Source organism: Pelorhabdus sp. sgz311001 (assembly GCF_055901755.1).
The window spans coordinates 286798-313533 of record NZ_JBVXUT010000002.1 but is presented as its reverse complement, the minus strand read 5'-3'; the positions used below and the strand labels follow the sequence as shown (position 1 = coordinate 313533).

Annotated in this window: 20 protein-coding genes; all 20 read left to right on the top strand. The window is 41.0% G+C overall.

Features of this window, described 5'->3' with window-relative positions; genetic code table 11:
- Positions 1-32 precede the first annotated feature (32 nt).
- The 20 genes from fliD to AC0MXB_RS07310 all read left to right on the top strand — a co-directional run bounded on the left by fliD (position 33) and on the right by AC0MXB_RS07310 (position 26736).
- A complete protein-coding gene (gene fliD, locus AC0MXB_RS07405) occupies positions 33-2225 on the top strand; it encodes a flagellar filament capping protein FliD (RefSeq protein ID WP_474039014.1) in 2193 nt (730 codons plus the stop codon).
- A gap of 17 nt (positions 2226-2242) precedes the next feature.
- Positions 2243-2638 carry a flagellar export chaperone FliS gene (gene fliS, locus AC0MXB_RS07400; RefSeq protein ID WP_474039012.1) on the top strand — a complete coding sequence of 132 codons (396 nt, stop codon included), beginning with the start codon at positions 2243-2245 and terminating at the stop codon, positions 2636-2638.
- Positions 2635-2982 carry a hypothetical protein gene (locus AC0MXB_RS07395; RefSeq protein WP_474039011.1) on the top strand — a complete coding sequence of 116 codons (348 nt, stop codon included), beginning with the start codon at positions 2635-2637 and terminating at the stop codon, positions 2980-2982. Before fliS ends, AC0MXB_RS07395 begins: the two co-directional genes overlap by 4 nt.
- A 198-nt stretch (positions 2983-3180) precedes the next feature.
- Complete coding sequence (locus AC0MXB_RS07390; RefSeq protein ID WP_474039010.1) at positions 3181-4704, top strand: flagellin N-terminal helical domain-containing protein; 1524 nt, start codon at positions 3181-3183, stop codon at positions 4702-4704.
- A gap of 134 nt (positions 4705-4838) precedes the next feature.
- Entirely contained in the window at positions 4839-6908 is a 2070-nt protein-coding gene (locus AC0MXB_RS07385) for a glycosyltransferase (RefSeq protein ID WP_474039009.1), read from the top strand.
- Between the two features lie 20 nt (positions 6909-6928).
- Positions 6929-9265 (top strand): glycosyltransferase, encoded by a 2337-nt coding sequence (locus AC0MXB_RS07380; RefSeq protein ID WP_474039008.1) that lies wholly within the window; start codon positions 6929-6931, stop codon positions 9263-9265.
- Positions 9262-10782 (top strand): B12-binding domain-containing radical SAM protein, encoded by a 1521-nt coding sequence (locus tag AC0MXB_RS07375; protein WP_474039007.1) that lies wholly within the window; start codon positions 9262-9264, stop codon positions 10780-10782. The genes AC0MXB_RS07380 and AC0MXB_RS07375 overlap by 4 nt, the downstream gene beginning before the upstream one ends.
- Before the next feature lie 29 nt (positions 10783-10811).
- Positions 10812-11705: an NAD-dependent epimerase/dehydratase family protein gene (locus AC0MXB_RS07370; RefSeq protein ID WP_474039006.1), complete on the top strand. Its 894-nt coding sequence runs from the start codon at positions 10812-10814 to the stop codon at positions 11703-11705.
- A 16-nt stretch (positions 11706-11721) separates the two neighbouring features.
- On the top strand, positions 11722-12831 hold the full coding sequence (gene wecB, locus AC0MXB_RS07365) for a non-hydrolyzing UDP-N-acetylglucosamine 2-epimerase (protein ID WP_474039005.1): 1110 nt from the start codon (positions 11722-11724) through the stop codon (positions 12829-12831).
- A 24-nt stretch (positions 12832-12855) separates the two neighbouring features.
- On the top strand, positions 12856-13428 hold the full coding sequence (locus tag AC0MXB_RS07360; protein ID WP_474039004.1) for an acyltransferase: 573 nt from the start codon (positions 12856-12858) through the stop codon (positions 13426-13428).
- 110 nt (positions 13429-13538) lie between these two features.
- The gene (locus tag AC0MXB_RS07355) at positions 13539-16451 is read left to right on the top strand and encodes a flagellin N-terminal helical domain-containing protein (RefSeq protein WP_474039003.1); all 2913 of its coding nucleotides are present in this window, start codon (positions 13539-13541) and stop codon (positions 16449-16451) included.
- 140 nt (positions 16452-16591) lie between these two features.
- Positions 16592-17830 carry a DegT/DnrJ/EryC1/StrS family aminotransferase gene (locus AC0MXB_RS07350; RefSeq protein WP_474039002.1) on the top strand — a complete coding sequence of 413 codons (1239 nt, stop codon included), beginning with the start codon at positions 16592-16594 and terminating at the stop codon, positions 17828-17830.
- 76 nt (positions 17831-17906) lie between these two features.
- Positions 17907-19214: a nucleotide sugar dehydrogenase gene (locus AC0MXB_RS07345; RefSeq protein ID WP_474039001.1), complete on the top strand. Its 1308-nt coding sequence runs from the start codon at positions 17907-17909 to the stop codon at positions 19212-19214.
- A 10-nt stretch (positions 19215-19224) separates the two neighbouring features.
- A complete protein-coding gene (locus AC0MXB_RS07340) occupies positions 19225-20328 on the top strand; it encodes a Gfo/Idh/MocA family protein (RefSeq protein ID WP_474039000.1) in 1104 nt (367 codons plus the stop codon).
- 318 nt (positions 20329-20646) lie between these two features.
- The gene (locus AC0MXB_RS07335) at positions 20647-20940 is read left to right on the top strand and encodes a zinc-ribbon domain containing protein (protein WP_474038999.1); all 294 of its coding nucleotides are present in this window, start codon (positions 20647-20649) and stop codon (positions 20938-20940) included.
- Positions 20941-21162: 222 nt separating this feature from the next.
- Complete coding sequence (locus AC0MXB_RS07330) at positions 21163-21921, top strand: basic amino acid ABC transporter substrate-binding protein (protein ID WP_474038998.1); 759 nt, start codon at positions 21163-21165, stop codon at positions 21919-21921.
- Positions 21922-22116: 195 nt separating this feature from the next.
- Positions 22117-23823, top strand: coding sequence for a ShlB/FhaC/HecB family hemolysin secretion/activation protein (locus AC0MXB_RS07325; RefSeq protein WP_474038997.1), 1707 nt, complete (start codon positions 22117-22119; stop codon positions 23821-23823).
- Between the two features lie 29 nt (positions 23824-23852).
- Complete coding sequence (locus tag AC0MXB_RS07320) at positions 23853-24596, top strand: polysaccharide biosynthesis/export family protein (RefSeq protein ID WP_474038996.1); 744 nt, start codon at positions 23853-23855, stop codon at positions 24594-24596.
- A 30-nt stretch (positions 24597-24626) separates the two neighbouring features.
- Positions 24627-26030 carry a GumC family protein gene (locus tag AC0MXB_RS07315; RefSeq protein WP_474038995.1) on the top strand — a complete coding sequence of 468 codons (1404 nt, stop codon included), beginning with the start codon at positions 24627-24629 and terminating at the stop codon, positions 26028-26030.
- A gap of 31 nt (positions 26031-26061) precedes the next feature.
- Positions 26062-26736 carry a CpsD/CapB family tyrosine-protein kinase gene (locus AC0MXB_RS07310; RefSeq protein ID WP_474038994.1) on the top strand — a complete coding sequence of 225 codons (675 nt, stop codon included), beginning with the start codon at positions 26062-26064 and terminating at the stop codon, positions 26734-26736.

Sequence of the window (26736 nt, the reverse complement as noted above, 5' to 3'; positions counted from 1 at the left end):
AAATAATAAAGCTGATTGAAGGAGGGGATTACATGTCTGATATGTTTAGCAGTGGTGTAAATAGAACGTTTGGATTAAGCGGCTCTGGTATCGACGTTGATTCGATGGTACAGCAGTTGATGAAAACAGCTAGGAAGCCTTATGATTCGCTGCAACAAAAAGAAACTGCCTTGGAATGGAAGAAAAGCGACTACTATACGATGTATACAAGCATTAATGATTTTCGCAACAATAAAATCTTCAATTTTAATATGAAAAGCACCTTAGATGCAAAAGCGGTTACTTCTAGTAATACCAGTGTAGCTACAATTACAGCGAATGGCGATGCGATTAATGTCAATCATGCACTGAGTGTGAGTCAACTTGCCAGTGGAGTTACCCAAAGTAGTTCAGCAGCGATTACCACTGGGAAAAGTAAGACAACTCTTGCCAGCCAATTTGGAATTAGTGGCACATTTAACCTTACTATTAATGGCAAACAAGTTGCTGTGGATTCTTCCAAGAGTATTAATGACCTTGTTAGCTCTATTAATAAAGCCGATGCAGGTGTAACGGCTTTATATGATACAAACCAAGATCGGTTTTACCTCTATACCACAGGAATGGGTAGCAGTGCTAAAATTGATTTTACGGGTACAAACACGCAAGGTCTTAATTTTCTGGCAAACAACCTGAAGCTTAGTGCTGTGTCGGCGGTAAATACAAGCGGCATTTCTAGCGGTTCTTATCTTGGCACGACGGATGCACTGCCTTTGGCAGGTCAATTCACAGGACTTGCTGGTAGCTTTAATTTAAATCTAAGAGTTGCTGGGGCTACAGCTAATATTAATGTAGATACGACAAAAACAACACTAAACGACATTGTTACGCAAATTAATAACATTAAAGATGCGTCAGGCAATCAGTTAGCTTCTGCGGTCGTTGGTATAGATGGAAAGCTCACTATTAAGTCAGCATCTGATACCAATACACTTGATATGAGCGGTAGTGATACGGCTGGGCTCAACTTTTTTAAAAATCAATTACAAATGGGTTCTGTAGCGGATTGGAGTGCCATAGGTAACACAACGAATGTGGCTACAAGCGCTAGTGCTGTCGTTTTTGATCAGACGGCAAAACTTGCGACTTCTTTTTCCAGTGCTTATACAGGAACTTTTAATTTATCCATTTCAGATGGGACAACTACGAAAAGCTTGGCGGTCAATACGCAGACAATGAGTATGGCGGATCTCGTTAATAGTATTAATGGTTTGACTGATGCCAATGGGAAAGCTTTGGCCGTGGCTAGCTTCAATCATGGCAAATTTTCGATTAAAGCAGCCCAGAATGGGACGACTCTGGATTTGTCCGGTAGTGATTCGGCAGCTCTCGGCTATTTAACAAATACTTTACAATTAACAAATCAACAGGGACAAGATGCTGTTTTTAAACTAGATGGTGTGGTGATGAATCAGTCGAAAAACAATTTTACTGTAGCTGGTGTTACCTATAATTTGCTCAGTACTGGTTCTATTAATATTACTGTACAAAACGACGTCGATAAAATTGTCAATAGTGTAAAGACTTTTATTAGCGACTATAACGCTTTACTGGCCTCTGTAACAACAAAAGTTACAGAAGCCTATGACCGAAATTATTTGCCGCTCACCGATGATCAAAAGTCGGCCATGAAAGATGATGATATATCTCTCTGGACGACAAAAGCAAAAACAGGGCTACTACATAATGATTCGATTTTGCGGAGTTTAACCAATTCGATGCGTGATGCTTTTTCTAGTTCCGTTTCGGGTGTTGATGGGAAATACAAAACAGCGTCCAGCCTAGGGATTACTACCAGCGTTGATTGGACAGAGAATGGCAAACTATATCTTGATGAAACGACGTTGCGGACGGCATTGCAAAATGATCCCGATGCAGTGTATAAGCTGTTCAGTACCGATGGCGCTGACACATCCCACGATGGAATTGCTGTACGCCTTAACGATGCTTTGAAAACAGCGACGACAAGTATTTCCACCGAAGCTGGCACCACAGCGTCAATAACCAGTGACACGTCGAGTATATTAGGCAAGCAGGCTAAGGATTATCAAACACAACTTACAGACTTGTTCAAAGCACTGCAGACGAAAGAAAATGACTACTATAAGCAATACAGTAATATGGAAACTGCTTTGTCAAAGCTGACACAGCAGACAAGTCAGTTATCATCTTTACTAGGAAGCTAATAATAAGGAGGATTGTCATGAATGCGGCAAATATGGCCAACGCCTATAAGCAGCAGCAAATAATGACTGCGTCGCCGGAAGAATTGACTTTAATGCTCTATAATGGCGCAATTCGTTTTACTACAGAAAGCATTCAAGCGACGGAAAATAAGGAAATCGAACGGGCCCATAAAAGTAATATGCGCGCCCAAAATATTGTCCACGAACTGATGGTTACCACAGATACAAGCTATGAAATTTCAAAAAACTGGCTGGTTTTAGAAGAATATATTATGCACTGCCTAGTTCAAGGCAACATTAAAAAGGATGTAGAATTATTGAAGCAAGCCAAGACGTTGCTGACAGAATTTCGCGATACTTGGGTGCAGGCCATGAAAATCACTCGCCAAAGCAAGGCGGCAGGCAGTGAATGATGACTGAAGCGCAGAAAAAACTGCAGCAACAATGGGAGGATTATCTCTTTCTGACAGAAGAGATGAAAAAGTTTCTCTTACAGCGTGAGTTAGATATGTTTTTCGCGTTGCTTGAGCAGAGGGGATCTCTTTTGCAGTCGATCCAAACAGTATCGAAAGAAGAAGCTGCTTATTATGAACTTCCGGCGAATCAAGAATTGATACGAGAAGTGAAAGCTGAAAATAAAGATTTGCTACAGGTCTTTCATATTGCATTTAATTCCATGAAACGTCGTGAGAATATTACCAATGCTTACGAAGGCGGTGGTAATTTGGCAGGACAGTATTTAAATCGCCATACTTAGTTTTTTTTAGACATTTACTAAAGAAAAAATAAAAAAATGTAGTATAAGGCTTAAGATATTGAAAAAACATCCGATATTATAATTGAAGGTTTAAAAGAGATTCCTTCGCTGCCGGCCGGGGTGAAGAAATCCAATTTAAGCAAGTTAAAAGATTTGGGCATGGATGCTCAAAATTAAAATATCAGGGAGGAATTTTAAATGATTATTAATCACAATCTTTCAGCAATCAATACTTTGAATGCATTAGGAAAAAACAATGCGGCAACAAGCAAATCTTTGCAGAAGCTTTCCACAGGTTTCCGTATTAACGGTGCATCTGATGATGCTGCCGGGCTTGCAATTTCCGAAAAAATGCGTGGTCAGATCAGCGGTTTAAAACAAGCTTCCTCGAATGCGCAGGATGGTATTTCCATGTTGCAAACGGCTGAAGGCGGATTGGATCAGACTCATAGCATTCTTCAAAGAATGCGTGAGTTGTCTGTACAGTCGGCTAATGATACGAATACGTCCGATGATCGTCAGAAAATCCAAGGTGAAGTTGACCAATTAGCCAAAGAAATCAGTCGCATTTCTAATACGACTGAGTTCAATACGCAAAATCTTTTGGCAGGTGGCCTAAGTGATACGTTCCACGTTGGTGCAAATGCCAACCAGAATCTGGCTGTATCTGTTAGTGCAATGGATGCTCAGAGTCTTGGTGTTGCTGGTAGCATTAACATTGCAGCGACTGTAACGAATAATGCAAAAGTAAATATTACTTCTGTATCACGGGGGCTTTCAGCTGGCACAACTCGTGTAGCAGTTATCTCCAGTAATGCTGCTACTCTTACTAAAAAAATTACACAAAGTTCAGCAGCTGCTACTATTTCCGCAACTGGTTTTGGAATCAATATGACTGGTACAACTGGTTCGGTGAGTGCTTATACCGGAACTACTGATGCTAATTACATGGTTAAAGTGGCAAGCTTGGCCAATACGGCAGGGACGGCTGTTGCCAGTATCTCCTATTCTACTGATAATGGTACGAGCTGGACAACGATTAATGGTGACTTCCATAATACTGCCAATACTGGTGTTGCTATTGATGGATTGAAGTTCCAGTTCGATTCTTCAACAACCGCGACGCATTTTGCTGTTGGGGATACTTGGAATTTCAGTATTAGTGCTGCAAATAAAGTACTACAACTGAGAACTGGTGCTGTGGCTACGGGAACTAACGTTGGATCGACAGTTACGATTCATAAAGGCGATACGGCCGCTACTGTTGGTGATAGCGATGCCGGTAAAACAGTTTCTCTACAATTTGATTATAATAAAGTTACTGCAGGATCGACTACCTTCTTTTCGAGAGCAACTACTTCGTCGGCAGCAGTACTGAATAATGGTAATGTTGCAACAAACGCCACTGTTGTTGCTGGTATTGATGTTAGTACACAAGCGAATGCGAATAACGCTATTACAATAATTGATAAAGCAATCAATACAGTATCACAACAGCGTTCTGCATTAGGTGCTTATCAAAATCGATTGACAAATACGATTGATAACCTTAATACTTCAAATGAAAATATTACTGCATCTGAATCTCGTATCCGTGATGTTGATATGTCTTCAGAAATGATGACTTATCAGAAAAACAATATTCTGCAGCAGGCTGCCAATGCAATGCTTGCAAAAGCAAACCAGCAGCCGCAATCAGTACTCCAATTACTGCAAGGTTAAACAAATTGAAAAAGGACTCTGGAGTATCCAGAGTCCTTTTTTTATAGATATGATAAAGAATTTTAACAATAAATTTTTTATCATATCTATAAATTGAGTTTCTGTTAATTTGAAACTTGATAAGGAGGAACTTTATGGATCTGAGTATTGTTATGATGGTGAAAAATGAAAGTGGAAATTTAGCAAGATGTTTAAATAGTGTGCAAAAGCTTCGGGATTCTGTTAAATCAGAATTAGTTATTGTTGATACTGGTTCTACTGATGATACTGTTGAAATTGCAAAACGTTATACGAAAGAAATTTATTTTCATCAGTGGAATAATAATTTTTCGGAAATGAGAAATCTGTCTATCCAATATGCAAAAGGTACCTGGATTTTTATTTTGGATGCAGATGAAGAAGTCGTAGATAGCAATTCTGTTATTCAATTTTTAAAAAGTAAAGAATCCAGTCTTTATGGCGCGATTGCAATAGATTGTAAAAATATTATTAATGCAGAAGAGGCTGGTGCTTATTCTGTTATGACAACTTTCCGGTTTTTTAGAAATGATGGTTTTTTTCATTATGAGGGTGCTGTTCACAATCAGCCGGTATTTCGTGGTGAACAAATTGCATTGCCGGGGATTGCGCTTTTTCACTATGGCTATATTTCTAGTGATAAAGATTTGATGGAGAAAAAATTTTTGCGAACAAGTGAGATTTTAAAGCATGAACTGGAAAATGATCCTCAAAATATTTATTACTGGGCTCAGCTTTCTTCTACCTATGGAATGCATGAAGACTATGAGAAAGCAGTAGAGTGTATTGAGAAGGCCTATTCACTTCTTCCAGAACATAGATGTGTAGAGCAAATTTTTATTTTTACGCAAAAAATACTTTCTTACCGACAAATAAAAAATTACGAAAAAGTAGAAGAGATTTGTCTTGAAGTATTAAGTTTTACTAAAAATTATCTCGATATCTTTTACTATTTGGCTGAAGCAAAGGCTTGTCAGGAAAAATATAAAGAAGCAATTCCCTGCTATCAGGAATATTTAAAGTTGAGAGAAAAACACATCCAAACTGATAAGAAAGATACGTCTGTTATTGAATATAGCATTGGATATGATTATATTGTTTATTACAATTTATCCAATATTTGCAAGAGGGAAGAAATGTATGAACTGGCATTTTATTATGCGAAACAAATACGAGAAGAAAAAACATTACAGGATAATTTGTCAACGTTTATTTTTTTATGTTTAAAGTTAGGTAAGTATAATGAACTAAAATTACAATATGAATTATTTGATCGTCAAGAATGGCAGACTTTATTTATTTCTAAAATGGAAATGGAAAAGAGTAACTTTTCGAGCAAAGAATCTATAGGGATAAGCAGGGCGTTTTCATATTTAAATAACTCTTATGGCTTATTGTGTCGAATGATTCTGGAAGATCGGCATCTGGAAAAATATCCTAGCGACCTTATGAGTCTAAAATCTGTCGACATTGAAACATTACCGATATATTGTAGCGAGATTTTTTATTATGCGCTAAAAAGGTATGCGTCATTAGAGTTCTACGGTGAATTTTTCAAGGAAATTTGGCTTAGTCATATATTTGAATATATTTCTCAGCGTCATGATGATTTAAGTGACGTGATTTTTTCCTATCTGGAGAAGTTGCCGGTCACAGAAAAATTTTTTATTAATAAATTTAATAAAAATTTGGCTCGTTATATCTTGCTTCTTAACCGCATTGGGACAAATCATTATGAGTTTTTATTTGAACGGTATCTTACCGAAGGAACAAAATATTTACAACAAATTTATCATAGTCACGTTTTAGAAGATGAGTGGGTCTATGAGCTGAAAAATGATGAGGAAGTATTTTTACTTTATATGTATAAAGCCCGTGGCTGTAAGAGTGAGGCAGATTATATTCGATATCTGAGATTGGCGTTACAAGCTATGCCTTCAATGAAAAAAGGGATAGCAAAGTTAATGGAAAGTAGAATGGAAGAATCAAAGACTTCGAGTGATTCAATGCAGAAATTAACGGATCAGTTAGTAGAGTTATTAGACGATTTAATTGAAAAAGGGGATTTATCCCAGGCGCAACAAGTTCTGCAGGAGGCTGAAACAATGTTGGAGGGGAATTCCCGACTACTTGCGATAAAAGCCAAATTGTTTTTAAAAACAAATTCTGATTCGTTCCCACAATAAATGATTTAGGCGGTGGTACTTTGGAAAAGAGTGCTATTTTTAATACCATACAGGATTTGATCCAGAGCGGCTACTTGAGAGAGGCTCGGACTTTAGCTGATGAATATGAGAAAGTAGATCCTAATAGCGTCGAGCTATATTCGATTCGGGTCATTTTCGCTTTGCTGGAATCTGATATTGCTTTAGCAAAAGAACTTTTGGGAAAAGGCTTGAAAATAGATCCTGATTATTTCGACTTATTGTTTAATCAAGCTTTTGTGTTAGAGTATGAAGAAAAATATCAAGATGCAGAATTTTTATATAGAAAATTGGCAAACAGACATACTGTAAGTAAGATAGAACACGATGAAATTCGTTTAGCGTTGCAAAGAATATTGGAAAAAGATAAGCGGGTTTTGAAAAAAGTAGCCTTGTTCGTAAAGCCAGAAATGGATAGCTTTTTAGGTTTTATTGCGGAAGCATTGAATGGCTTTTATGAAATTCGCTTAATAAAAGAACTTGATACGAATAAAATTGACGCAGCAATGAACTGGGCAGATATCTGTTGGTTTGAGTGGTGTGATGATTTGTTGGTTTATGCATCAAATCATCATTTAGCAGAGCAACGTAAAATCATTTGTCGCCTACACAGTTATGAGGCTTTTACAGAATATCCATTGCAGGTAAAGTGGAGGAATGTCAATCTGTTAGTTTGCGTTGCTGATCACATACGTGAATTTATGATTTTAAACTATTCTCTAGAGGCGAAGAAGATTATCGTGATTCCTAATGGAATTGATCTCGAAAAATATACATTTGGCAATCGGACTAATGGATTTAACATTGCGTACGTGGGGTATATCAATTACAAAAAAGGCCCGATGCTTTTATTGCATGCTTTTAAGTGTATTTATGATTTTGATCCGAGATATAAGCTATATATTGCTGGAGAATTTCAAGATGCTAGATATGTGCTTTATTTTCAGCAAATGATTAAAGAGTGGGGTCTTGAAAACAATGTTTTTTATCAAGGATGGCAAAAGAATTTAGATCAATGGATGGAAGACAAGAACTATATTATTTGTACGAGTGTTTTAGAGTCCCAAAATATGAGTGTCATGCAGGCAATGGCAAAAGGCATTAAACCTTTAATTCATAATTTTGTAGGAAGCAAAGGGATTTATTCAAATAAGTATGTTTGGTCTTCTATGAATGAATTACTTCAAATGTTACAAAATGATGATTACAATTCCAATGAGTATCGTGAATTTATTGCTAGTTTTTATGATTCAAGAATCTTGTTGAGGCGGGTAGAAGAAACGATACATCAACTAGCTGCTGCTGAGTCGGAGGTAGTAAAAAAACCGCTTGTTTCAGTTTGCATAACTAGTTTTAACTATGAAAAATATATTGGTGAAGCGATTGCATCTGTGCTAAATCAATCCTATCGAAATATAGAATTGATTATTATTGATGATGCTTCATCTGATAGTAGCCGCGCTATTATTGATCGCTTAGCAAAAGACGATAAAAGAATTGTACGAAAGTATAATAAAGAAAATAAAGGGTATCGGTATGGCATTAATCAATTTATAACGAAGTGGTGTAAGGGTGATTATTTTATTATTTTAAGTGCCGATGACATGTTAGCAGAGAAAGATACGATTGAAAAATTGGTCAATGGATTTTTATTAAATCCAGCTAATGATTTTATCTATGGTGATCAAATTTTAATTGATAAGGAATCAAAAGAACTAGAACGAATTCAATATGAGTATTTTGACAGAAAAGACGTGGTAAAAGAAGTATTTAACCGATTTGGTTCAGGGGTACTACCAATTTTATTTGCGATGCATCGGACTGAGTTTTATCGAAAAAATCAATATGGTTGGGAAAGTTTTCATGATGTCGCTAATGACACGTTAAACTCTTTGATTTTGATTCGTCGTGGAGCAGTATATCAAAAAATAAATTATCCGGTTTTTCGTTATCGACAGCACAATGAAAATAGTACGTTTGATTTATCCGTACGCTTAAAGGATATTTATGGAATTATTACTTATATCATTGAACATTTTGATGAATCCTATTACCTTGATTCCCATTTACTTTCTCCTGACATTGCAAGACAAAAAATCAATAAATATAGTGTTTTAACAGAATACTTTTGCTTGTTCGTTCAGTTTTACTTAGAAGATTATCGTGTTTTTGGTAAATGGGAAGTGAATTTACCTAAAAAAGAAAAATTAATATTGTTGACTCCTTTTAAACAGTTATGCGAGAAATATATATCATTGGTTTTTGAAAGAGATGATGCGCAATATAGGCAGATTGCAAAAGCCGTAGAAATCAAATTAAAGGAGCTTTATAAAGGATGACTATAAAGAAGCGAATATTATTTTTATTTCCTAATACAAGTAATGATGGAGTCGTATCAAATGCCATTACAATTTTGTCAGCGATTGCAAAGAAAAGAAATTGGGATGTAGCTTATTTTGAAACGTCTTTTTACCATAAAAAAGCTACGGCAGCAGAAGAGCGAACTGTTTCTGGCGAATTTAAGCCAGTAAATGGAATCGGGGCAAAGAAAGAGCTGCACTCATATGAAAGCCTTTTCGATGATTTTAATGAAACTTTAGGGCGATTTCAGCCTGATGTTTTAGCGGTTACAGCAAATTCTTTGGAGTATGATTTGTTCCAAAAAATAGCAGAGGAAAGTAGTCTAAAAGATAGGCAACCCTTTACGATCGTTGGTGGAGTGCATGCAACTTTTTCGCCAGATGAGGTTATTGCAAATTCATTTGTTGATGCTTTATGTATTGGAGAAGGAGAAGAAGCTTTTGATGAATTTCTTTTACGATATCAAGAAAACCAGTCTTTGCGGACTATTAAAAATCTTTGGGTAAAAGAAGCGGGAGTTATTTATAAGAATGAAATTAGAGAATTGCTTGCAGCCGATCAACTATGGTTGTTTGAAAAAGACTATAGTTTTTATGATAAGGAAGAGTATTATTTAAAACCTTTTGAGGGACAACTCTATAAAAAGGCATTTGTAGAACTTTCGCGAGGCTGTCCTTTTGATTGCCATTACTGTGTAAATAGTGCATTGAAACAGCTATATCGTGGAAAAGGAACCTTTGTGAGATTTAAACCATTAAACCTATTAAAGAAAGAGTTACAGCAAAAACGTGATGAAGGGTTTAACTTGATTCAATTTTTAGATGAGAATTTCTTTAATATTTCATTAGAAAATCTTAGAGATTTTTGCCAATGGTACAAAGTAAATATTAATTTGCCCCTAATTATTCAAGCTAGGGCAGAAAGTGTAACAGAAGAAAAAATTCAGCTATTATTTACAATTGGTGTTCATATCGAGATGTCTTGCGGTGTAGAAACTGGCAGTGAAAAAATATTACACGAAATTTGCAATCGTTTTACGCCACGGCAACAGACAATCAAGGCTTTTGACCTGATGAAAAAATACGGTATATTTACTCGAGCTTATGTAATGATTGGCTTTCCCGAAGAAACTAGAAAAGATGTTTTTGATACGATTGAACTGATACGGCGATTGAATCCTTATTTATCGATTATGTCTGTATTTTATCCATTCGTTGGAGTGCCGTTGCGAGAATATTGCATTGGTAAAAAGTACATTACAGGAAAAGAAGAAGCTCATACTTTCACAGAGAAAAGTATCTTGAAAAATCAGCCAATGACTCAGGAAGAGATTTATAATTTGCGAAGGGTTTATAACCTGTATGCGACTCTTCCTAAAAAATATTTTGCGGAAATCAAAAAATGTGAAGATGATTTTGACCAGGTATCATTTGAACAGTTAGTGGCACTATCTTGGGAAATACGCAAGAATTGGCCAAACTATTCACTGGATTAATTTATATATAACAAGAGCAGGAGGAAAATATGAAAATATTAGTGATTGGATCAGAAGGCAATGTTGGACAATGTTTAGTTCCTTATTTAGAAAGTGTAGGGCATGAAGTGATTTGTGCTGATATAATTCGCGGATTCCGACCAGGATTTTATCATGCAGATATTACATCTGCTGTCGATTTGGTTAAGATTTTTGCAAATGAAAAACCTGATGTCGTATATTCTTTGGCAGCTATGGTAAGTCGGGTTGCTTCAGAGGAAAACTCGATTATGACTGTAAATTTGAATATTAGCGGGTTGAATAATGTAATTGAACTATGCAAATTATATAATTCAAAGTTAATTAGCTTTTCTACTTCAGAAATTTACGGCGATTTGGCCGAAGAATTGAATGAAGATACGACGGTACCACAGCCTAATAACCGTTATGGCCTTACAAAATATTTAGGTGAGAAATTAGTTGAATATGAAGTTAGAAATCATGGGTTGAAAGCTGTTTCTTTAAGACCTTTCATGCTTTATCATGAAAATAGTAAAGTCGGTGATATTAATGCTGCTATTATTGAATTCGCATTGCGGTTTTCGAAGAAAGAAAAAGTTATTGTACATAGGAACAGTGAGAGATCGTGGTTGCATTTGGATGATGCTGTAATCGCAATGGAAAAAGCAATTTATGTAGAAAATTATGAGGCTATTAACATTGGATCGCACGAATATATCGAAACGAGCGAAGTTGCGGAAAAAATGGCTAGGGAATTTGGTTTAGATATTAATGAATACGCTGAATTTATAGAATTGCCAGGACGAATGACGAGAGTCAAGCGACCTAATTTAAATAAAATGAATCGCCTATTGCAGATGACTCCTCAAATCCATATTGATGAGGGCGTTAAGCGAATTGCTAATCGATTTAAAAATAAATAACAAGGCTGTGTAAAGAGTGAAAATTGTTACTGTTATTGGTGCTCGTCCACAATTTATAAAAGCTGCAGTCGTTAGTAGGGCAATACAACAACATAATGAGAATTTCGGTGGTAATATTAATGAAATTGTTATTCATACGGGACAACACTATGACCCAAATATGTCAAGGGTATTTTTTGATGAATTGAAAATGAGTGCGCCTGCTTATAATCTTCATATAGGTGAAAAGATTCGTTCTTGCTCGACAACTGCAAATCAAATAGCAGGGATGCTAATAGGGCTTGAAGAAATTTTTTCATTAGAAAGACCAGATGTTGTTTTGTTATATGGCGATACTAATTCTACTATGGCTGGAGCGATTATGGCGGCTAAATTGCATATTCCTATAGCGCACGTTGAAGCTGGTGTACGCAATGGTAATATGGATAATGTAGAAGAACAAAATCGAATACTGACAGACCATATGTCACAAGTTTTATTTTGTCCAACCGAATCAGCACTTGTGTATCTGAGTAAAGAGGGAATTGCAGACCAAAAGAAAAAAGGAAATAGGATTATTACCGTTAAGAATGTCGGTGACGTGATGTTTGATGCGTTTCTTTTTGAAGAAAATAAGGTTGATATGAGATTGGAGCAATACGGGATTGAAAAGGCAGATTATATTTTACTGACGATACATAGAGATGAAAATACTAATGCTAAAATGCTGAACAAAATTTTCAAAGAACTGAAAGGTTTGAGTAAAAAGATTATTTTTCCTGTACATCCAAGAACCCGCAACGTAATACAACAAAATAATCTCGAACTGAGTGATAATATACAGTGTATTGCACCCTTAGGTTATCGAGATATGATTGCTCTGCAAAAAAAAGCTTCGCTTATTATTACTGATTCTGGAGGAATTCAGAAAGAGGCTTATTTTTCGAAGATTCCTTGTATTACAGTTATGGATACAACTGCATGGAATGAGACTGTTGAGATTGGTTGGAATCGTCTCGTTGATTTTCAGAATGATATTTATCATTTTACCGAATACGTCCCTACGGAAAATTCGTATGATCCTTTTTTATTTGGTGATGGTAAAGCAGGCGAAAAGATTGTTAAAGTTCTTGCAGACTATTTATAATGATTAGTTGTCTGGAGGCATTTTATGTTAAAAGATTATTTTGTTCATAAATCAAGCTACGTTGATGAACCCTGCCAGATTGGTGAGGGAACGAAAATCTGGCATTTTACGCATGTTATGGCGAATTGTCAAATTGGTAAGAACTGCAATATTGGTCAGAATGTCGTGATATCACCAGAAGTTATCTTAGGTAATAACGTCAAGATCCAAAATAATGTGTCAGTTTATACGGGGGTTATTTGCGACGATGATGTTTTCCTTGGCCCTTCTTGTGTATTTACGAATGTCTGGAATCCCCGTAGTCATGTAAGTCGTAAGCATGAATACCTCGAGACAAAGATTGGCCAGGGAGCTTCTGTCGGCGCTAATGCGACGATTGTGTGCGGACACTCGATTGGCAAGTATGCTTTTATTGGCGCCGGTGCTGTAGTGACGAAGGATGTACCTGATTATGCCCTCTTGGCGGGAAATCCAGCACGCCAGATTGGCTGGATGTGTCAGTGCGGCGAAAAGCTAAACTTTTCTGGCGCTCAGGCAACTTGTCGTGAATGTGGTCTGCATTATGAAAAAAATGAGCATGGGGTTAAATTAGTCTAGCCTGATTTGATTTAATTTTTAGGAAAATATTGGAGCATATTACCCCCTATGGTATAATAAAAATAACTTTTATACTATGGCATTTTTATACCATGGGAGGTAAGCCGTTTATGATTGTCAACCATAACGTTACACTTATGCGAGCGGAAAGTCAGAATAAAAAAGCGACGAAGAGTGAAAATAAAGTAGCGAGTCGTCTTCAGAGCGGACTAAAGATCAATCGGGCAGCCGATGACAGTGCAGGACTTGGCATCAGTGAAAGTATGCGGGCGCAAATTCGTGGACTGTCTCAGGCCGCATCGAATATCCAGACAGGAATTTCGATGATGCAGACAGCTGATAGCCATTTAAGTGCGATTAATGATCCGACTTTGCAGCGTATGCGGGAGCTGGCGGTGCAGGCCTCGAACGATTCTCTGACGGATTCAGATCGGCAAAGAATTCAGGAAGAGATCCAGCAGCTTAAAAGTCATCTTGATAATGTTTTTTCTAATGCAGAATTTAATACGCAAAAGATTTTTACGCAGATTCCCAAGCAGATTACTGAAACAAAAGTTTACCCTAGTCCAGGCATTTTAGCTGGTGATACGCATTTATTGCCTGATGGGCTTGATGTCACGCCAGGACAAAATCAAACCATGAGTTTTAAGCTGGACGGAGTGCCTTATTCTGTTTCGCTTGATTCTGGGCCACATACGGCTCAACAGCTATTAGATGATTTAAATCAGAAGTTTGTTGCAGCAGGAACCGATGTAACGGCTTTTTATCAGGGAGACGGACTAGCGTTTGATTCGCCGACTCATGTTATGGATAGTTTTGGCGGCGATATGATGCAAATTAATAACCCCTATACGTCGATTCTTTATGATATGGCAGAACATGGTTCCATTTCTGGAGCCGCAGCAACTGGGTATGGCAATTTAAGCAGCGGGCTTACCATTACGGCAAGTAATAATACGCTGACGATGAATGTGGACGGTGCGGCAACAAGCATTACTTTGTCAAGTAATACTTATACGGCATCCAGTCTTTTGACGGAAATTAATAATCAATTCAGTAACTCTAATATTCCTGTGACGGCGACCTATACTGGAAGTGGTCAATTACAGCTGATGCATAATATTAGCGGCGCCGGTCATACTTTGGATACTTTAGGCGGCAGCGCTTATCCTGATTTATTTCAAAGCTATACGGCATTGACTGAGTCTGTTTATTCTTCTACGTATACCACGGCTGCCATCACCGGCAATAAAAGTCTTGCTGGCGGCGTGACCATTACAGCAGGTGACAATGATTCTTTAAAGTTTACTGTTGATGGTACGAACTATGCCTTTACGGTAACACCTGGAACGAATTTGACAGCAACCAATATCGCTAGCGATTTAAATGCGCAGTTTGCGGTGCAGGGGTTAACTTCGCTTACAGCAAGTAGTAATTCAGGTCAACTCCGTATTGCTTATAATAGTGCAGGGAATCATTCGATTACAGGTCTTTCTGGTACGGCCGTAGATGATCTGTTTTACAGTAAAGGAACTCCTGGCGTGTATCCTGGCAGCTATCAATACATCGAAGGGAGTAGTGCGCCACTTCCCAACGGTTTTGCACGGGTTGAAGGTTTGACTGATTTAAGTAACGGTGCTATTGTTCGTGCGGGGAAAAATGATACCTTTTCGTTTAAACTCGATGGTACAGCTCATACGATTACACTTGATCCGGGAACATACAGCGCCAGTTCTTTTGTGTCAGCAATTAATAGTAAGCTTTCTGGCTTATCAGTGCAGGCCTCTATTGGCTATAACTTCTATGGGGCTGTGCTCAATTTTACGAATACCCATGAAGGCGGCGGAATTCCTCAGTTTCCTTATTCGCTAGACTCTTTTTCCGGTAACGGCTATGATTCCTTTATGCGTAGCATCGTTCCTACGCCCGTACAAGGATATGACAGTAAAGCTGAAATTGATGGTGTGGCTGATCTTTCGGCAGGACTCACAATCAATAGCAGTAATAATACCTTTAGTTTTAAGATTGGCGCCATGACGAAAACAATTACGCTGAATGCGAATACCTATTCTGCCAGCGGTTTACTGACGGAGATCAATCAGCAATTGACATCGGCTAGTATCCCTGTGACAGCCAGCTATTATGGTTCGACTTTGCGGCTGACGGCAGTTAATAGCGGTGAAGATTTCAGCGGTCTTACTGGGAGTGCCGTACCAGCTTTATTTCGCAAAAATGATTATGTTGGCTGGGCCTCCTACACTTCGCCAAGCAGTACCGATGCTTATGTGGAGGGACGGCTGAATTTGGCTAGCGGTGTAACGATTGATCGTGGGGTCAATGACACACTTTCTTTTTCGATTAATGGCACTGATCATTCTGTCACCCTGCCGGAAGGCGGTTATACACCAGATAAACTTTTAGCGACGTTAAACAATGATCTTGCATCATTTAATGTTACAGCGAGCTATAATAGCAAACAGCAGTTGCGTTTGACCTATTCGCCAGGCACAAATGGTTCTTATGTGATTGATGGTGTGGGCGGCAATGCTTCTTATACGCTGTTTTATCCCGGCCCGACGAAGAAGGTTGAGTCTACACGGGATTTAAGTCAGATGGATGGACGCAGTACCTTAAAGCTACAAGTCGGAGTCAATCAAGATATGAATATGAGTTCAGGGATTCCGATTTTTATGGCTACACGGACGTTGGGAATTGATAAGCTTGATCTGACCAATCGTGAGAGCGCTGACAAAGCAATTACGGTTGTGGATCAGGCGATGAAACAAGTGAGTCAATCGCAGACATTTATTGGCGCTACTATGCAAGCGTTGCAAGCTACTTTGGGCAATGTGACAACCTATGGCGAACACTTGACCGACTCTGAATCAAAGCTGCGCGATGCGGATATGGCGGCAGAACTCATGGAACAGACGAAGCATTCTATTGTAGCTCAGGCGTCAAATGCTATGATGGCTCAAGCTTCGAAGCAGCCTCAGCAAGTATTGCAACTGCTACAAGGATAAATTGATTTAGTAGGGAATGACTTTTTATTATGAAAAGTCATTCCCGTTTCTGTTTCTGACCTTAATCTTTTGTCGGAAAATCACGATATAATAGGTAATGTGATTTTGTGTTTGGTCATGTTTATAGGGGAGGATTTTTTATGCGGATACCTTTAGTTGATTTACAGCAGCAGACGAAGCTTTTGCAGCCAAAAATTATGCAGGAAATCGAGAAGATTTTTGCTAACACTGCTTTTATTATGGGAAAAACGGTAACTGATTTTGAAGCGGATTTTTCGCAAGTGGCAGGCGGTGCAATGGCTGTAGCTTGTAATAGCGGTACGGATGCGCTAGTCCTCTTGTTAGAGGCGATGGGAGTCGCAGCAGGCGATGAAGTCATTACAACGCCTTTTTCCTTTTTTTCTACGGCAGAAGCCATTTCTCGGCTCGGCGCGGTACCCGTGTTTGTCGATGTAGAAGAGACTACTTTTAATCTGGACCCGAAAAAAATAGAAGCAGCCATTACGGCAAAGACCAAGGCCATTTTGCCTGTTCATATTTTTGGGCAGCCTGCTGATATGGAGCCAATTCTGGCTATTGCGAAAAAACATCAGCTTAAGGTGCTAGAAGATGCTTGTCAGGCCATCGGTTCTTCCTATACTTTTTCTGATGGCCGTACGGTGGCGGCAGGAGCGATCGGCGACAGTGCTGCTTTTTCCTTTTATCCAACGAAAAATCTCGGCGGCTTTGGTGATGGCGGGATGATGACGACAACCGACGAGAATCTGGCGAAGGTGATTCGAGCGCTTAGGGCTCATGGAAGTGGGAAAAACGGTAAAGAAGCTTATGAATTGCTGTACGGTGAGACCGTTGACTTAGGTGAGGCTGAGACTGCTTCGGCTGATGCGACGATTTACGATCCGACGAAATACTATAATTTCCTCATTGGTGTAAATAGTCGCCTAGATGCACTGCAAGCGGCTATTCTTGCCGTGAAGATTGAGCACCTTGCTGGATGGAATGAAGCGCGGCGGCGGCTTAGTACTCGCTATGATGAACTGTTTCAAGCGGCAGGCTTGGCAGATAAGCTTATTTCGCAGCAAACGCCGGACCATATTTTCGCTGTAAAGCATTTATATATTGTAAAATGTCAGGAACGCGAAGCTTTATGTCGGTTTCTCGGTGAAGCTGGTGTAGCTACGGGCGTCTATTATCCTGTGCCGCTTCATTTACAGAAAGTTTATCAAATGGGGCGTTATAAATTGCATTATGCTGCCGGTGACCTGCCTGTGAGCGAGAAACTTTGTCAAGAAACGATGGCTTTACCGCTGTTTCCGGAAATGACGGTAGAACAGCAGGACTATGTGATTACCAAGGTGAAGGAATTTTACGGAAAGTAGCTGCAATATAGCGTTAAATAAAATCTTGAATTTCAAAATTTAATCAGCAACTGCTGCAGAGAAAGAGTGGGAATCCATGAAAAAGGCGTTGTTAGAAAAGATTTACCAAAAGACGGCTGTGCTCGGTGTAGTCGGTCTTGGCTATGTAGGTCTGCCCTTGGCGGTAGAAAAAGCGAAAGCAGGCTATCGTACTATTGGTTTTGATATACAGCAGGAAAAGGTTTCCATGGTCAATGCGGGGGAAAATTATATTGGCGACATTGTACCAGAGGATTTAACAGCTGTTGTGAACTCTGGCCTTTTGAGTGCGACTGAAGATTACAGCAAGCTGAAGGAAATCGACTGTGTGGCCATTTGTGTGCCGACGCCCCTTGATTTATACCAGCAGCCTGACGTGTCTTATGTGGTGAACTCGGCTCAGGAAATTGCCAAATATCTTCATCCAGGTATGTTGATTGTGCTGGAAAGCACGACATATCCTGGAACTACCGAAGAAATTATTAAGCCCATATTGGAAGCGACAGGATTAAAGACAGGCACGGACTTTTATCTAGCCTTCTCGCCGGAACGGGTCGACCCAGGCAATCAGCATTATAATACGAAAAATACGCCGAAGGTGGTTGGCGGTGTTACATCGGATTGTACGGAAGTAGCGGCAGCTTTGTATAAAGAAGTACTTGAGGGCGATATTCATACTGTTTCGAGTCCTGCTGTAGCTGAAATGGAAAAGATTCTAGAAAATACGTTTCGTATTTTAAATATTGGTCTTGCTAATGAGATGGCGCTGATTTGCAACAAAATGGGTATTGATGTGTGGGAAGTGGTCGATGCAGCGAAATCAAAGCCTTACGGTTTTATGCCCTTTTATCCTGGCCCTGGCGTGGGCGGTCACTGCATCCCGATTGATCCTTTCTACTTGACATGGAAGGCCAGGGAATACAATTATCATACGCGGCTGATTGAAACAGCTGGGGAAATCAATAACTCTATGCCGGAATTTGTTGTGGATCGGGCTATGAAGATTTTAAACCGTTTCGGACAATCCTTGAAAGGCGCGAAAGTTCTCGTGCTCGGTGTAGCCTATAAGCAGGATATTGATGATGTACGCCAATCGCCAGCTCTTGAGGTCATTGCCAATCTGGAGAAATATGAAGCGGATATTGCGTATCATGATCCCTTTGTTGCCAGCTTTAGTTATAAAGGGAAGTCCTATGAATCGGCGGAACTTACGAAACCGCTTGTAGCTCAGGCGGATCTAGTCATTTTAACAACGATGCATACAGGTTTTGATTATGGCTGGATTGCTCGTCACGCTCGCATGATTTTTGACACGAAAAATGCTTTTAAGGAAGTAGAACAGCGCGGCAATATTGAAAAACTTTAGGAGGTCGATTATGGGGAAAATCAATATAGCGCTAGTTGGCTGTGGTCGCATTGCCCATAAGCATATTGAAGCGCTGCTGAATAATCGTGAAGAATTATCGCTCTATGCTGTCTGCGATGTTGTGTCAGAGCGGGCCGAGGCGATGGCGAAGGCTTATAAACAAGGCTTTGCCGCTGCGGGTTTAGCTGAGCCTGACGTGAAAATGACAGTAAATTATAAAGAGCTTGTCGCTGATGCGGCAGTACAAGCGGTGGCTATTGCCACCGAGTCTGGCAAGCATGGTGCTATTGCGTTGGAGTTCCTGGATGCGGGGAAACATGCTCTGGTAGAGAAGCCTATGGCGCTTTCCACGCAAGAGGCGGATGCGATGATTGAGCTAGCGGAAGCCAAGGGTTTGGCTTTATGCGTATCACACCAGAACCGTTTTAATCCGACGGTCTTAAAAGTAAGAGACGCTTTGGCGACAGGACGCTTTGGCCGGATTTTAGCAGGCAATGCACGCATTCTCTGGAATCGGAATGAAGACTACTATCGGCAGGCGCCATGGCGTGGAACCTATGAGCAAGACGGTGGTTGTCTCATGAATCAGTGCATTCATAATATTGACTTGTTGCAGTGGATGCTGGGCGGCGAGCCACAGCAGGTACAGGCTATGCTGGCGAATTTTGTCCATCCTTATATTGAAGCGGAAGATTATGGCTCGATCCAAGTGCGTTTTGCCAGCGGCTCCATTGGCAATGTCGAAGGCACTGTCTGCGTCTATCCGCGTAATCTGGAAGAAACGTTGACACTTCTAGGGGAAAAGGGAACGGTCGTCATTGGCGGCGAGGCTTTAAACCGCGTCCAGGTTTGGCAGTTTGCTGACGGTCTTGATTCATTAGAGCAAGTGCGGGAAGAATGTAATAATGAAATCGATAGCGTCTATGGCCGTGGTCATACGCCCCTATACGCCGATTGGACGCACGCTATGCAGACCGGCGAAGCGCCGCTAGTCGATGGGCGACAAGGAAAAATTGCCATGTCGATTATCTTGCATGCCTACGAAGCGCAGACCTTGGGAAGGGCTGTACGCTTTGGCGACAAAGAGCTTACAGCGATTTCTTACCATAAATAGTTGCTATTGTCTTATTTGTTTTATTTTTCTTGCATTTTACAGGATCTTCCCTTATACTTAAAGTAAGAACCTTTTTGCTTAGGTCTGTGGTTGAAAATCGATGCCAGTCGCAGGCGAAACGATCCACGTAAGGAATCAAAAATGGTTTTGAGCATGGTGCGGCTTAGAAGTAAGACCTGCCGAACAAAGAGTCGAGAGAAAGAGTTGTGAGGGGAATCGTATCCTAGTAGCTAAATTTCCAGCAGGCGAGTGTGGGGGCAAAGACCAGGTCGGCTAAGCAAGGGTATCTTAATTCAAAGGGATAAGGGGATATCGGTTATGGCATTTGAAGACAAAACGCTGAAGTGCAAAGATTGTGGAAGTGATTTTATTTTCACGGCTGGAGAGCAAGAGTTTTATGCAGAAAAAGGTTTTGAAAATGAACCGGCACGCTGCCGCGATTGCCGTAATAGCCGCAAACGCAGCCGGGAAGGCGGCGATTATCAAGCTCCTCAACGTGAGATGCATGAAGTTGTGTGCGCTGAATGCGGTCAAGTGACGCAAGTGCCGTTTAAACCTCGCAACGACCGTCCAGTTTATTGCCGCGATTGCTTTAATGGCAAAAGAGGCTAATTACTTTTCGCAATTATAACATATTATACCCGACGTATTGTCGGGTTTTTTTATGTCCGTTTCCAAAGTGGTAGTGAAAAATGAGCGTTAATATAGTAATAAGGTAATTTAATAAAGACAAGTAAATAAAAATTCTCGGTATAGTGGACTTTTTCTTGATTTTTTATGCATATATATTGTATAATTAATTACATGAAAAATAAAAGTTGGAGGGGTTTTTTAATGCGGTCAAAATGGATGCTCGTAATGGTGGGGGTTTTGGCGATGGCTCTGCTCGGCGGTTGCGGCAAGAGTGAAGCGCCGAAGACGTTAAAGGTCGGTATGGATGCGGCTTTTGCACCCTTTGAATTCCAAGATGATAAGAGCAAGGAATTTGTTGGTTTTGATGTGGATTTAATGAAAGCAATTGGCAAGCAAATGGGTGTGCAGGTAGAATTTCAGAATATGGGCTTTGATGCACTGATTCCGGCGCTTGACAGCAATACGATTGACGTAGCTGCTTCCGGCATGACGATTAAGGAAGAAAGAAAAGGAAAAGTAAATTTCTCAGCGCCTTATTATCAGTCCGGTTTAACAATTATTGTTAAAAAAGACAATACGACAATTCAATCTTTTAAAGACTTAGAAGGCAAGAAAATTGGTGTACAGATTGGTACAACTGGCGCTGATGAAGCCAAAAAAATTGCCAATGCCCAAGTGCGTGAATTCAATACACCGCCTGACGCTTTTATTGAGCTGAAAAACGGCGGCGTTGATGCAGTTATTAATGATCTTCCTGTTAACCAGTATTACATTAAACAGACTGGCGGCAGTGAAGCTAAAATGGTCGGCGATTTACTCCATGCGGAGGATTACGGGATTGCTGTAGCTAAGAAAAACACGGAACTGGCTAAAAAGATTGATGATGCTTTAGCAGCGATCAAGAAAAATGGCGAGTATGATAAAATTTATGAAAAATGGTTCGGAGCTAAAAATAAATAATTTGCAGTATTAATAGAATACTGTTAAACAAGCAAGAGCTTATGTGGCATAGAAATGCCCATAGGCTCTTTTTTTATTTTTATATGGAAAAAATTTCAAAATAAATGGTAAAAGATGGAAGGATAACTGCGTTACATGGCGAAGTTATCTATATTACAAAATATGGAATTTGATCTAAGCTGTTTTTAAGGGAGGATGAAATCGTTGCAGCGATTGTCAAGGCTGAACCAAACAAAATTATGGCTGTGTCTTTGGGGGAGTTCTTTTTTAGCGATTCTGAATTGTCCCATGGCAGTGGCAGCGCAAGATCTTACTCAATCGCATCCTGGTGATGGTTTGCAGCTCAATGCATCGCTTCGGCAAAAAACGTCTAGTGAGCTAGGAAACACGCTGCAGCGAGAAGGTCTGCAGCAGCCAAGTTCGCAGCAAACCGGCGATTCTTCCCAGGACTCGGCGGCAAGCGGAAAAATGACATTTTTTCTAGCAAGACTTGATGTTGATCCGTCAACTATTTTATCGCCAACTGATATCCGGTCTGTTGTCAGCGGCTACGAAGGGCGGTTGGTGACGCTACAGGAGGTTTCTGAAGCTGTTGACAAGTTGAATGACTTGTATCGCCGTACGCCTGCCTATATTGCTAGGGCTTTGTTATTGCCGCAGACCATTGATAAGGGGGTCGTTCACATTGCTTTGGTGGAAAGTCGTGTTGGCTCTGTCCGCTTCGATAAAACTTTGCCGCAAACGGAGCAGTCTTATGTTTTAGAGCATCTCAAGGTACAAGCCGGAAGTCTTCTCAATCTGGATCAGCTGGAAGCGAATTTAATTCGCTTTAATAAGACGAATCAAACGCAGCTTACGGCGGCTTTGCGTCGAGGCGAATCTTTTGGTACGACTGATATTTTACTGCAGGCAAGTGATACGCCTTCGGCGTCGGTGGTTTTATACAGTGACAACGGCGGAACTGAGACGAGCGGCGAATATCGGCTAGGGGTTGATACGTCGTGGCATCATCTTTTTACACAAGAAGACGAACTCGCTGTGAATGTGAGTCATTCCCGCGGGAATACGGGTGGCAGTGTGGCTTACGAGTTGCCTGTCGGTACAGACGGAACCCGGCTCGGAATGAGTTACAGTAAAAACCAAAATGATGTAGTATCAGGCGTTTTTCAAAGTTTGCAGATTCGCGGCCATTCCTCTGACCTTGCGCTGACATTGAATCGTCCGCTCGTAACGACAGCTACGGATAAAACGACGCAGTATTTCGAGCTTCACGAAAAAAAAGCCGATACGTATTTGCTAGGCGATGCCATTCTGGCTTATACAGCAAGAAGCTTCACAACGGGGTGGTCTAGTCAGAAAAACGATAGTAACGGACTTGTGTATCATCGCTTTGACGTTACACGAGGCTATACCGTGGATACTAGTGACGGGAGTTCAGAAAGCCGAGCTTATTATACGAAGGCTAATTTATCCTGGGTTCGCCAGTTGCCCCTTGGCGAGCAGCATGGCTGGCTCTTTCGCGTTTCTGGTCAATGGAATTTTCAGCCGTCGGTGCATCTGCCCTCAACAGATGTGTTTTCTCTAGGTGGATTTTCGTCCGTGCGCGGCTATAAGGAAGGAGAACTAAGCGGTGACAGGGGCTACTTTATCAGTACAGAGTATCATTTTCCCTTGGCGTCCTGGGAGGGAGTTCTGTTTTTGGATCATGGCGGCGTTTTTTCCTATGATGTATCGTCCATTACGAATAACCGCGACTGCTATATGACCAGCTTGGGCGTTGGTGTGATTGCCAGCTTTGGCAAAAATGTAGAAGCCCAAGTCTTTTGGGGGAGGCCCGTAGGCGGGGGGAAATATGCTGGAAGCGGTCGCTTTCATTTCTTATTGCAGTATCGTTATTTTTAGACGGTTGTGCCGCGAAAGGAGAAAAGCTTATGAAAATTAGACGATTTCTTGTTGCTTGTTGCGTCTGTTCTTTTATGACGGTAAGCAATGTAGCAAGTGGCGCCGCCGCCTATGTTCTTGAACCAGGCGATGTGTTAGCTGTTAGTGTTTATGGCTATAATGAGCTGTCCTTGAAAGAGGTAGTAATTCAGCCTGATGGCATGATTGCGGTCCCTTTGGCGGGACAAGTCCAGACGGAGAATCTTACGGCAAGCGAGTTTGCTGCTGTGCTGACAGAGCGTTTAGAACGCTATTTGGAACAGCCGTTGGTTACGGTCAATCTACTACGACGTCAGCCCATCAAGGTCAGTGTGCTTGGCGAGGTGTATCATCCTGGCTATTACAGTCTGGAACGAGGGGGGACATTGCTCGATGCCTTGAGTATGGCTTCTGGTTGGACCAAAGACGCCGCGAAAACTAAAATCATGTTATTTCACAAAGCTCAGTTTATGACGTTGACTACACAAGGAGCATCGCAAGAGGCTAAAGTTACGCAGCATGATGTCAATGCGTCAGCACTACCACAGTTAAATTCAAGTGAGGAGCAGTTTGCAGCCGTACCGCCGATTAATTTGCTGGATATGCTGCAAAAGCAGGATTTTCGGCAGAATTATACCCTGAAGGACGGCGATGTTATCTATGTGAGCAGCAATCATCGCGTAGATTTGATTCGCGATATTCTTCCCTTTGTCTATCCCTTCTATTTACTTCATCATTGGGAAAAAGAACCCTGATTTTACGCAAAGAAAGGTGCGAAATCATTCATGTATAGTGACGGCAGACTAGAAGTAAGTGATCTGGCTCAAATTCTGGTGCGACGGCGTAAGGTGATTGCCATGACTGTCGGTGGTTGTTTGCTGGCCGCTTCTATAGCCAACTGTTTTTTGCCTACGCAGTATGAGTCCAATGTGAATTTGCGGGTGAAATACAGTCGTAGTTTAAATGACGGGATTGGCACTTTATCGCAAGAAGAAGTCATGCGCCAGCAGATTTATACCTATGCGGAAATTATTAAAGGAAAAACTGTTGTCGAGGCGGCCATCGCCAAGGTATATAGTGATGTTCCTGAGGCTGAGCGTCCTGACTATGACAGTGTGAGTAAGCGAATTGAAGCAGTTCCCTTGAAAAATACGGAAATTCTGACTGTATCTGTTCAGGGGAAGACGCCGGAAGAAGCGCAGGCATTGGCCAATGCCCTGGTGGATACGTTGCTCCTTCGTCTTACTGACATTGTACGGGCTGAAGGTCGCGAGACGAAAAATTTTATCGGTCAGCGTCTCGATGAGGCGAAAGCCAATTTGGATGCTCTTGAAATGGCCATCGTGACTTATAAAGAAAGTCATCAGGCCTATTCGGTCAATGATCAAACCAAAAATTTGTTAGATCGGCAAACGGTTTTAAGAAAGATGATCATAGAGAATCAGATGGCCGTAAACAATGGAGAAGCGAAGCTCGATGGGGTAAATCGGCAGCTTGCGCAAGAAGATCCGGATTTTGTTGGCGATAGCCCTTTGATTCAGCAGTATAAAAGTAAGTTGGAAGAAATGGATGTCGAGCTGATTTCGCTACGAAAAACCTATAAGGAAAATCATCCTAAAGTGCAGAGTCTGCAGGCCGGTATTAAGGGACTGCAAGATAAACTGGCAGGGGAAATTGATAAGGTTGCCAGTGACAAGGCGCCTTCTAGTAATCCTATTCACGTGGGACTTGTGCAGGGTAAGCTGCAGGCCGAGGTGGAAGCAGCTGGCGCCAGAGCAAGGCAGTCGGCTTTGCATAGTGAAGCGCAGCGACTTACGGCCGAACTGATGAGCCAGCCTGTCAAAGAAGAAGGGCTGGCAAAGCTCTTGCGTGACAGCGCTGTTGCCGAGCAGTCTTATTTGAATTTAGCCAAGAACTATGATCAGGCCCGGATTGATGAGGTGAAAGAACCGACCAATGTGCAGATTGTGGATCCGCCTGATTTGCCGATCAAAGCAAGTAAGCCGAAGAAATGGCTCAATCTGGTCATGGGACTTTTGGGCGGTCTGTTTATCGGTGTTGCCGCTGCTTTTCTTACCGAAGCTTTTGGCAAAACCATTGATACGACAGCCGAGGGCGCTGCATACTTAGGTCTGCCGGTGCTTGGAGCGATTCCTGAACCAGTGTCGCGCCAGGGAAAACAGTCTTAGCTTTGCATTGAATTTTTTGGGAGGTCTTATTATGAGGCATTTTGCATATCGTCTTCTTATGGACCGCGAGCAGTCGCCGCAGGCTGAAGCCTTTCGGTCGTTCCGGCTTATTTTAGAGGATACAGCGCAGCGGGAAGCGCTAAAAACGATTCTCTTTACAGGGACCCATCAAAGCGATGAATATGCCATGACCGCAGCGAATGTAGCGGTGGCTCTCGCCTATGCGGGAAAACGCGTTTTGCTGGTAGACGCTAACCTGCGCAGTCCCTCTTTGTACCGCTTATTTCATGTGCCTAATACGGGCTTGGTCGAACTGCTTCGAAGCGGTAAAAGCGCTCAGGCAATGCTCCAACCGTCGCACTTGAAGCGACTTACGCTGTTGCCAAGCGGTTGTTCCGCCGAGCCGCCCATGAGTCTTTTGGCGAGGCCGCGCCTCACCGAAATTTTAGGCGAGCTAAAACAATGCTTTGATTATGTGCTGATTCACAGTGCGCCGCTGCTTGTTACGGCAAGCGATATCGTATCTGACGCCTGCCTTTTAGCGGCAAAAACTGACGGCGTTATTTTGCTTGTTGAGGCTTGCTCCGTCAAAGCGACAAAAGCGAAGAAAGCGGCGGAAATGCTGCAGGGAACTCGTGCGAAGCTACTAGGCTTGTTAATGACACGCGTAAAATTAGCAGATGCTTTTTTTCAGGGAGCAATGTAG

Coding starts and splice junctions, on each gene's coding strand:
- AC0MXB_RS07360 (WP_474039004.1), top strand. CDS start 12,856: ATGTTAAAAGATTATTTTGTTCATAAATCAAGCTACGTTGATGAACCC.
- AC0MXB_RS07320 (WP_474038996.1), top strand. CDS start 23,853: ATGAAAATTAGACGATTTCTTGTTGCTTGTTGCGTCTGTTCTTTTATG.
- AC0MXB_RS07310 (WP_474038994.1), top strand. CDS start 26,062: ATGAGGCATTTTGCATATCGTCTTCTTATGGACCGCGAGCAGTCGCCG.
- AC0MXB_RS07335 (WP_474038999.1), top strand. CDS start 20,647: ATGGCATTTGAAGACAAAACGCTGAAGTGCAAAGATTGTGGAAGTGAT.
- AC0MXB_RS07375 (WP_474039007.1), top strand. CDS start 9,262: ATGACTATAAAGAAGCGAATATTATTTTTATTTCCTAATACAAGTAAT.
- AC0MXB_RS07355 (WP_474039003.1), top strand. CDS start 13,539: ATGATTGTCAACCATAACGTTACACTTATGCGAGCGGAAAGTCAGAAT.
- AC0MXB_RS07345 (WP_474039001.1), top strand. CDS start 17,907: ATGAAAAAGGCGTTGTTAGAAAAGATTTACCAAAAGACGGCTGTGCTC.
- AC0MXB_RS07370 (WP_474039006.1), top strand. CDS start 10,812: ATGAAAATATTAGTGATTGGATCAGAAGGCAATGTTGGACAATGTTTA.
- AC0MXB_RS07350 (WP_474039002.1), top strand. CDS start 16,592: ATGCGGATACCTTTAGTTGATTTACAGCAGCAGACGAAGCTTTTGCAG.
- AC0MXB_RS07325 (WP_474038997.1), top strand. CDS start 22,117: ATGAAATCGTTGCAGCGATTGTCAAGGCTGAACCAAACAAAATTATGG.
- AC0MXB_RS07330 (WP_474038998.1), top strand. CDS start 21,163: ATGCGGTCAAAATGGATGCTCGTAATGGTGGGGGTTTTGGCGATGGCT.
- fliS (WP_474039012.1), top strand. CDS start 2,243: ATGAATGCGGCAAATATGGCCAACGCCTATAAGCAGCAGCAAATAATG.
- AC0MXB_RS07395 (WP_474039011.1), top strand. CDS start 2,635: ATGATGACTGAAGCGCAGAAAAAACTGCAGCAACAATGGGAGGATTAT.
- fliD (WP_474039014.1), top strand. CDS start 33: ATGTCTGATATGTTTAGCAGTGGTGTAAATAGAACGTTTGGATTAAGC.
- AC0MXB_RS07390 (WP_474039010.1), top strand. CDS start 3,181: ATGATTATTAATCACAATCTTTCAGCAATCAATACTTTGAATGCATTA.
- AC0MXB_RS07340 (WP_474039000.1), top strand. CDS start 19,225: ATGGGGAAAATCAATATAGCGCTAGTTGGCTGTGGTCGCATTGCCCAT.
- AC0MXB_RS07315 (WP_474038995.1), top strand. CDS start 24,627: ATGTATAGTGACGGCAGACTAGAAGTAAGTGATCTGGCTCAAATTCTG.
- AC0MXB_RS07385 (WP_474039009.1), top strand. CDS start 4,839: ATGGATCTGAGTATTGTTATGATGGTGAAAAATGAAAGTGGAAATTTA.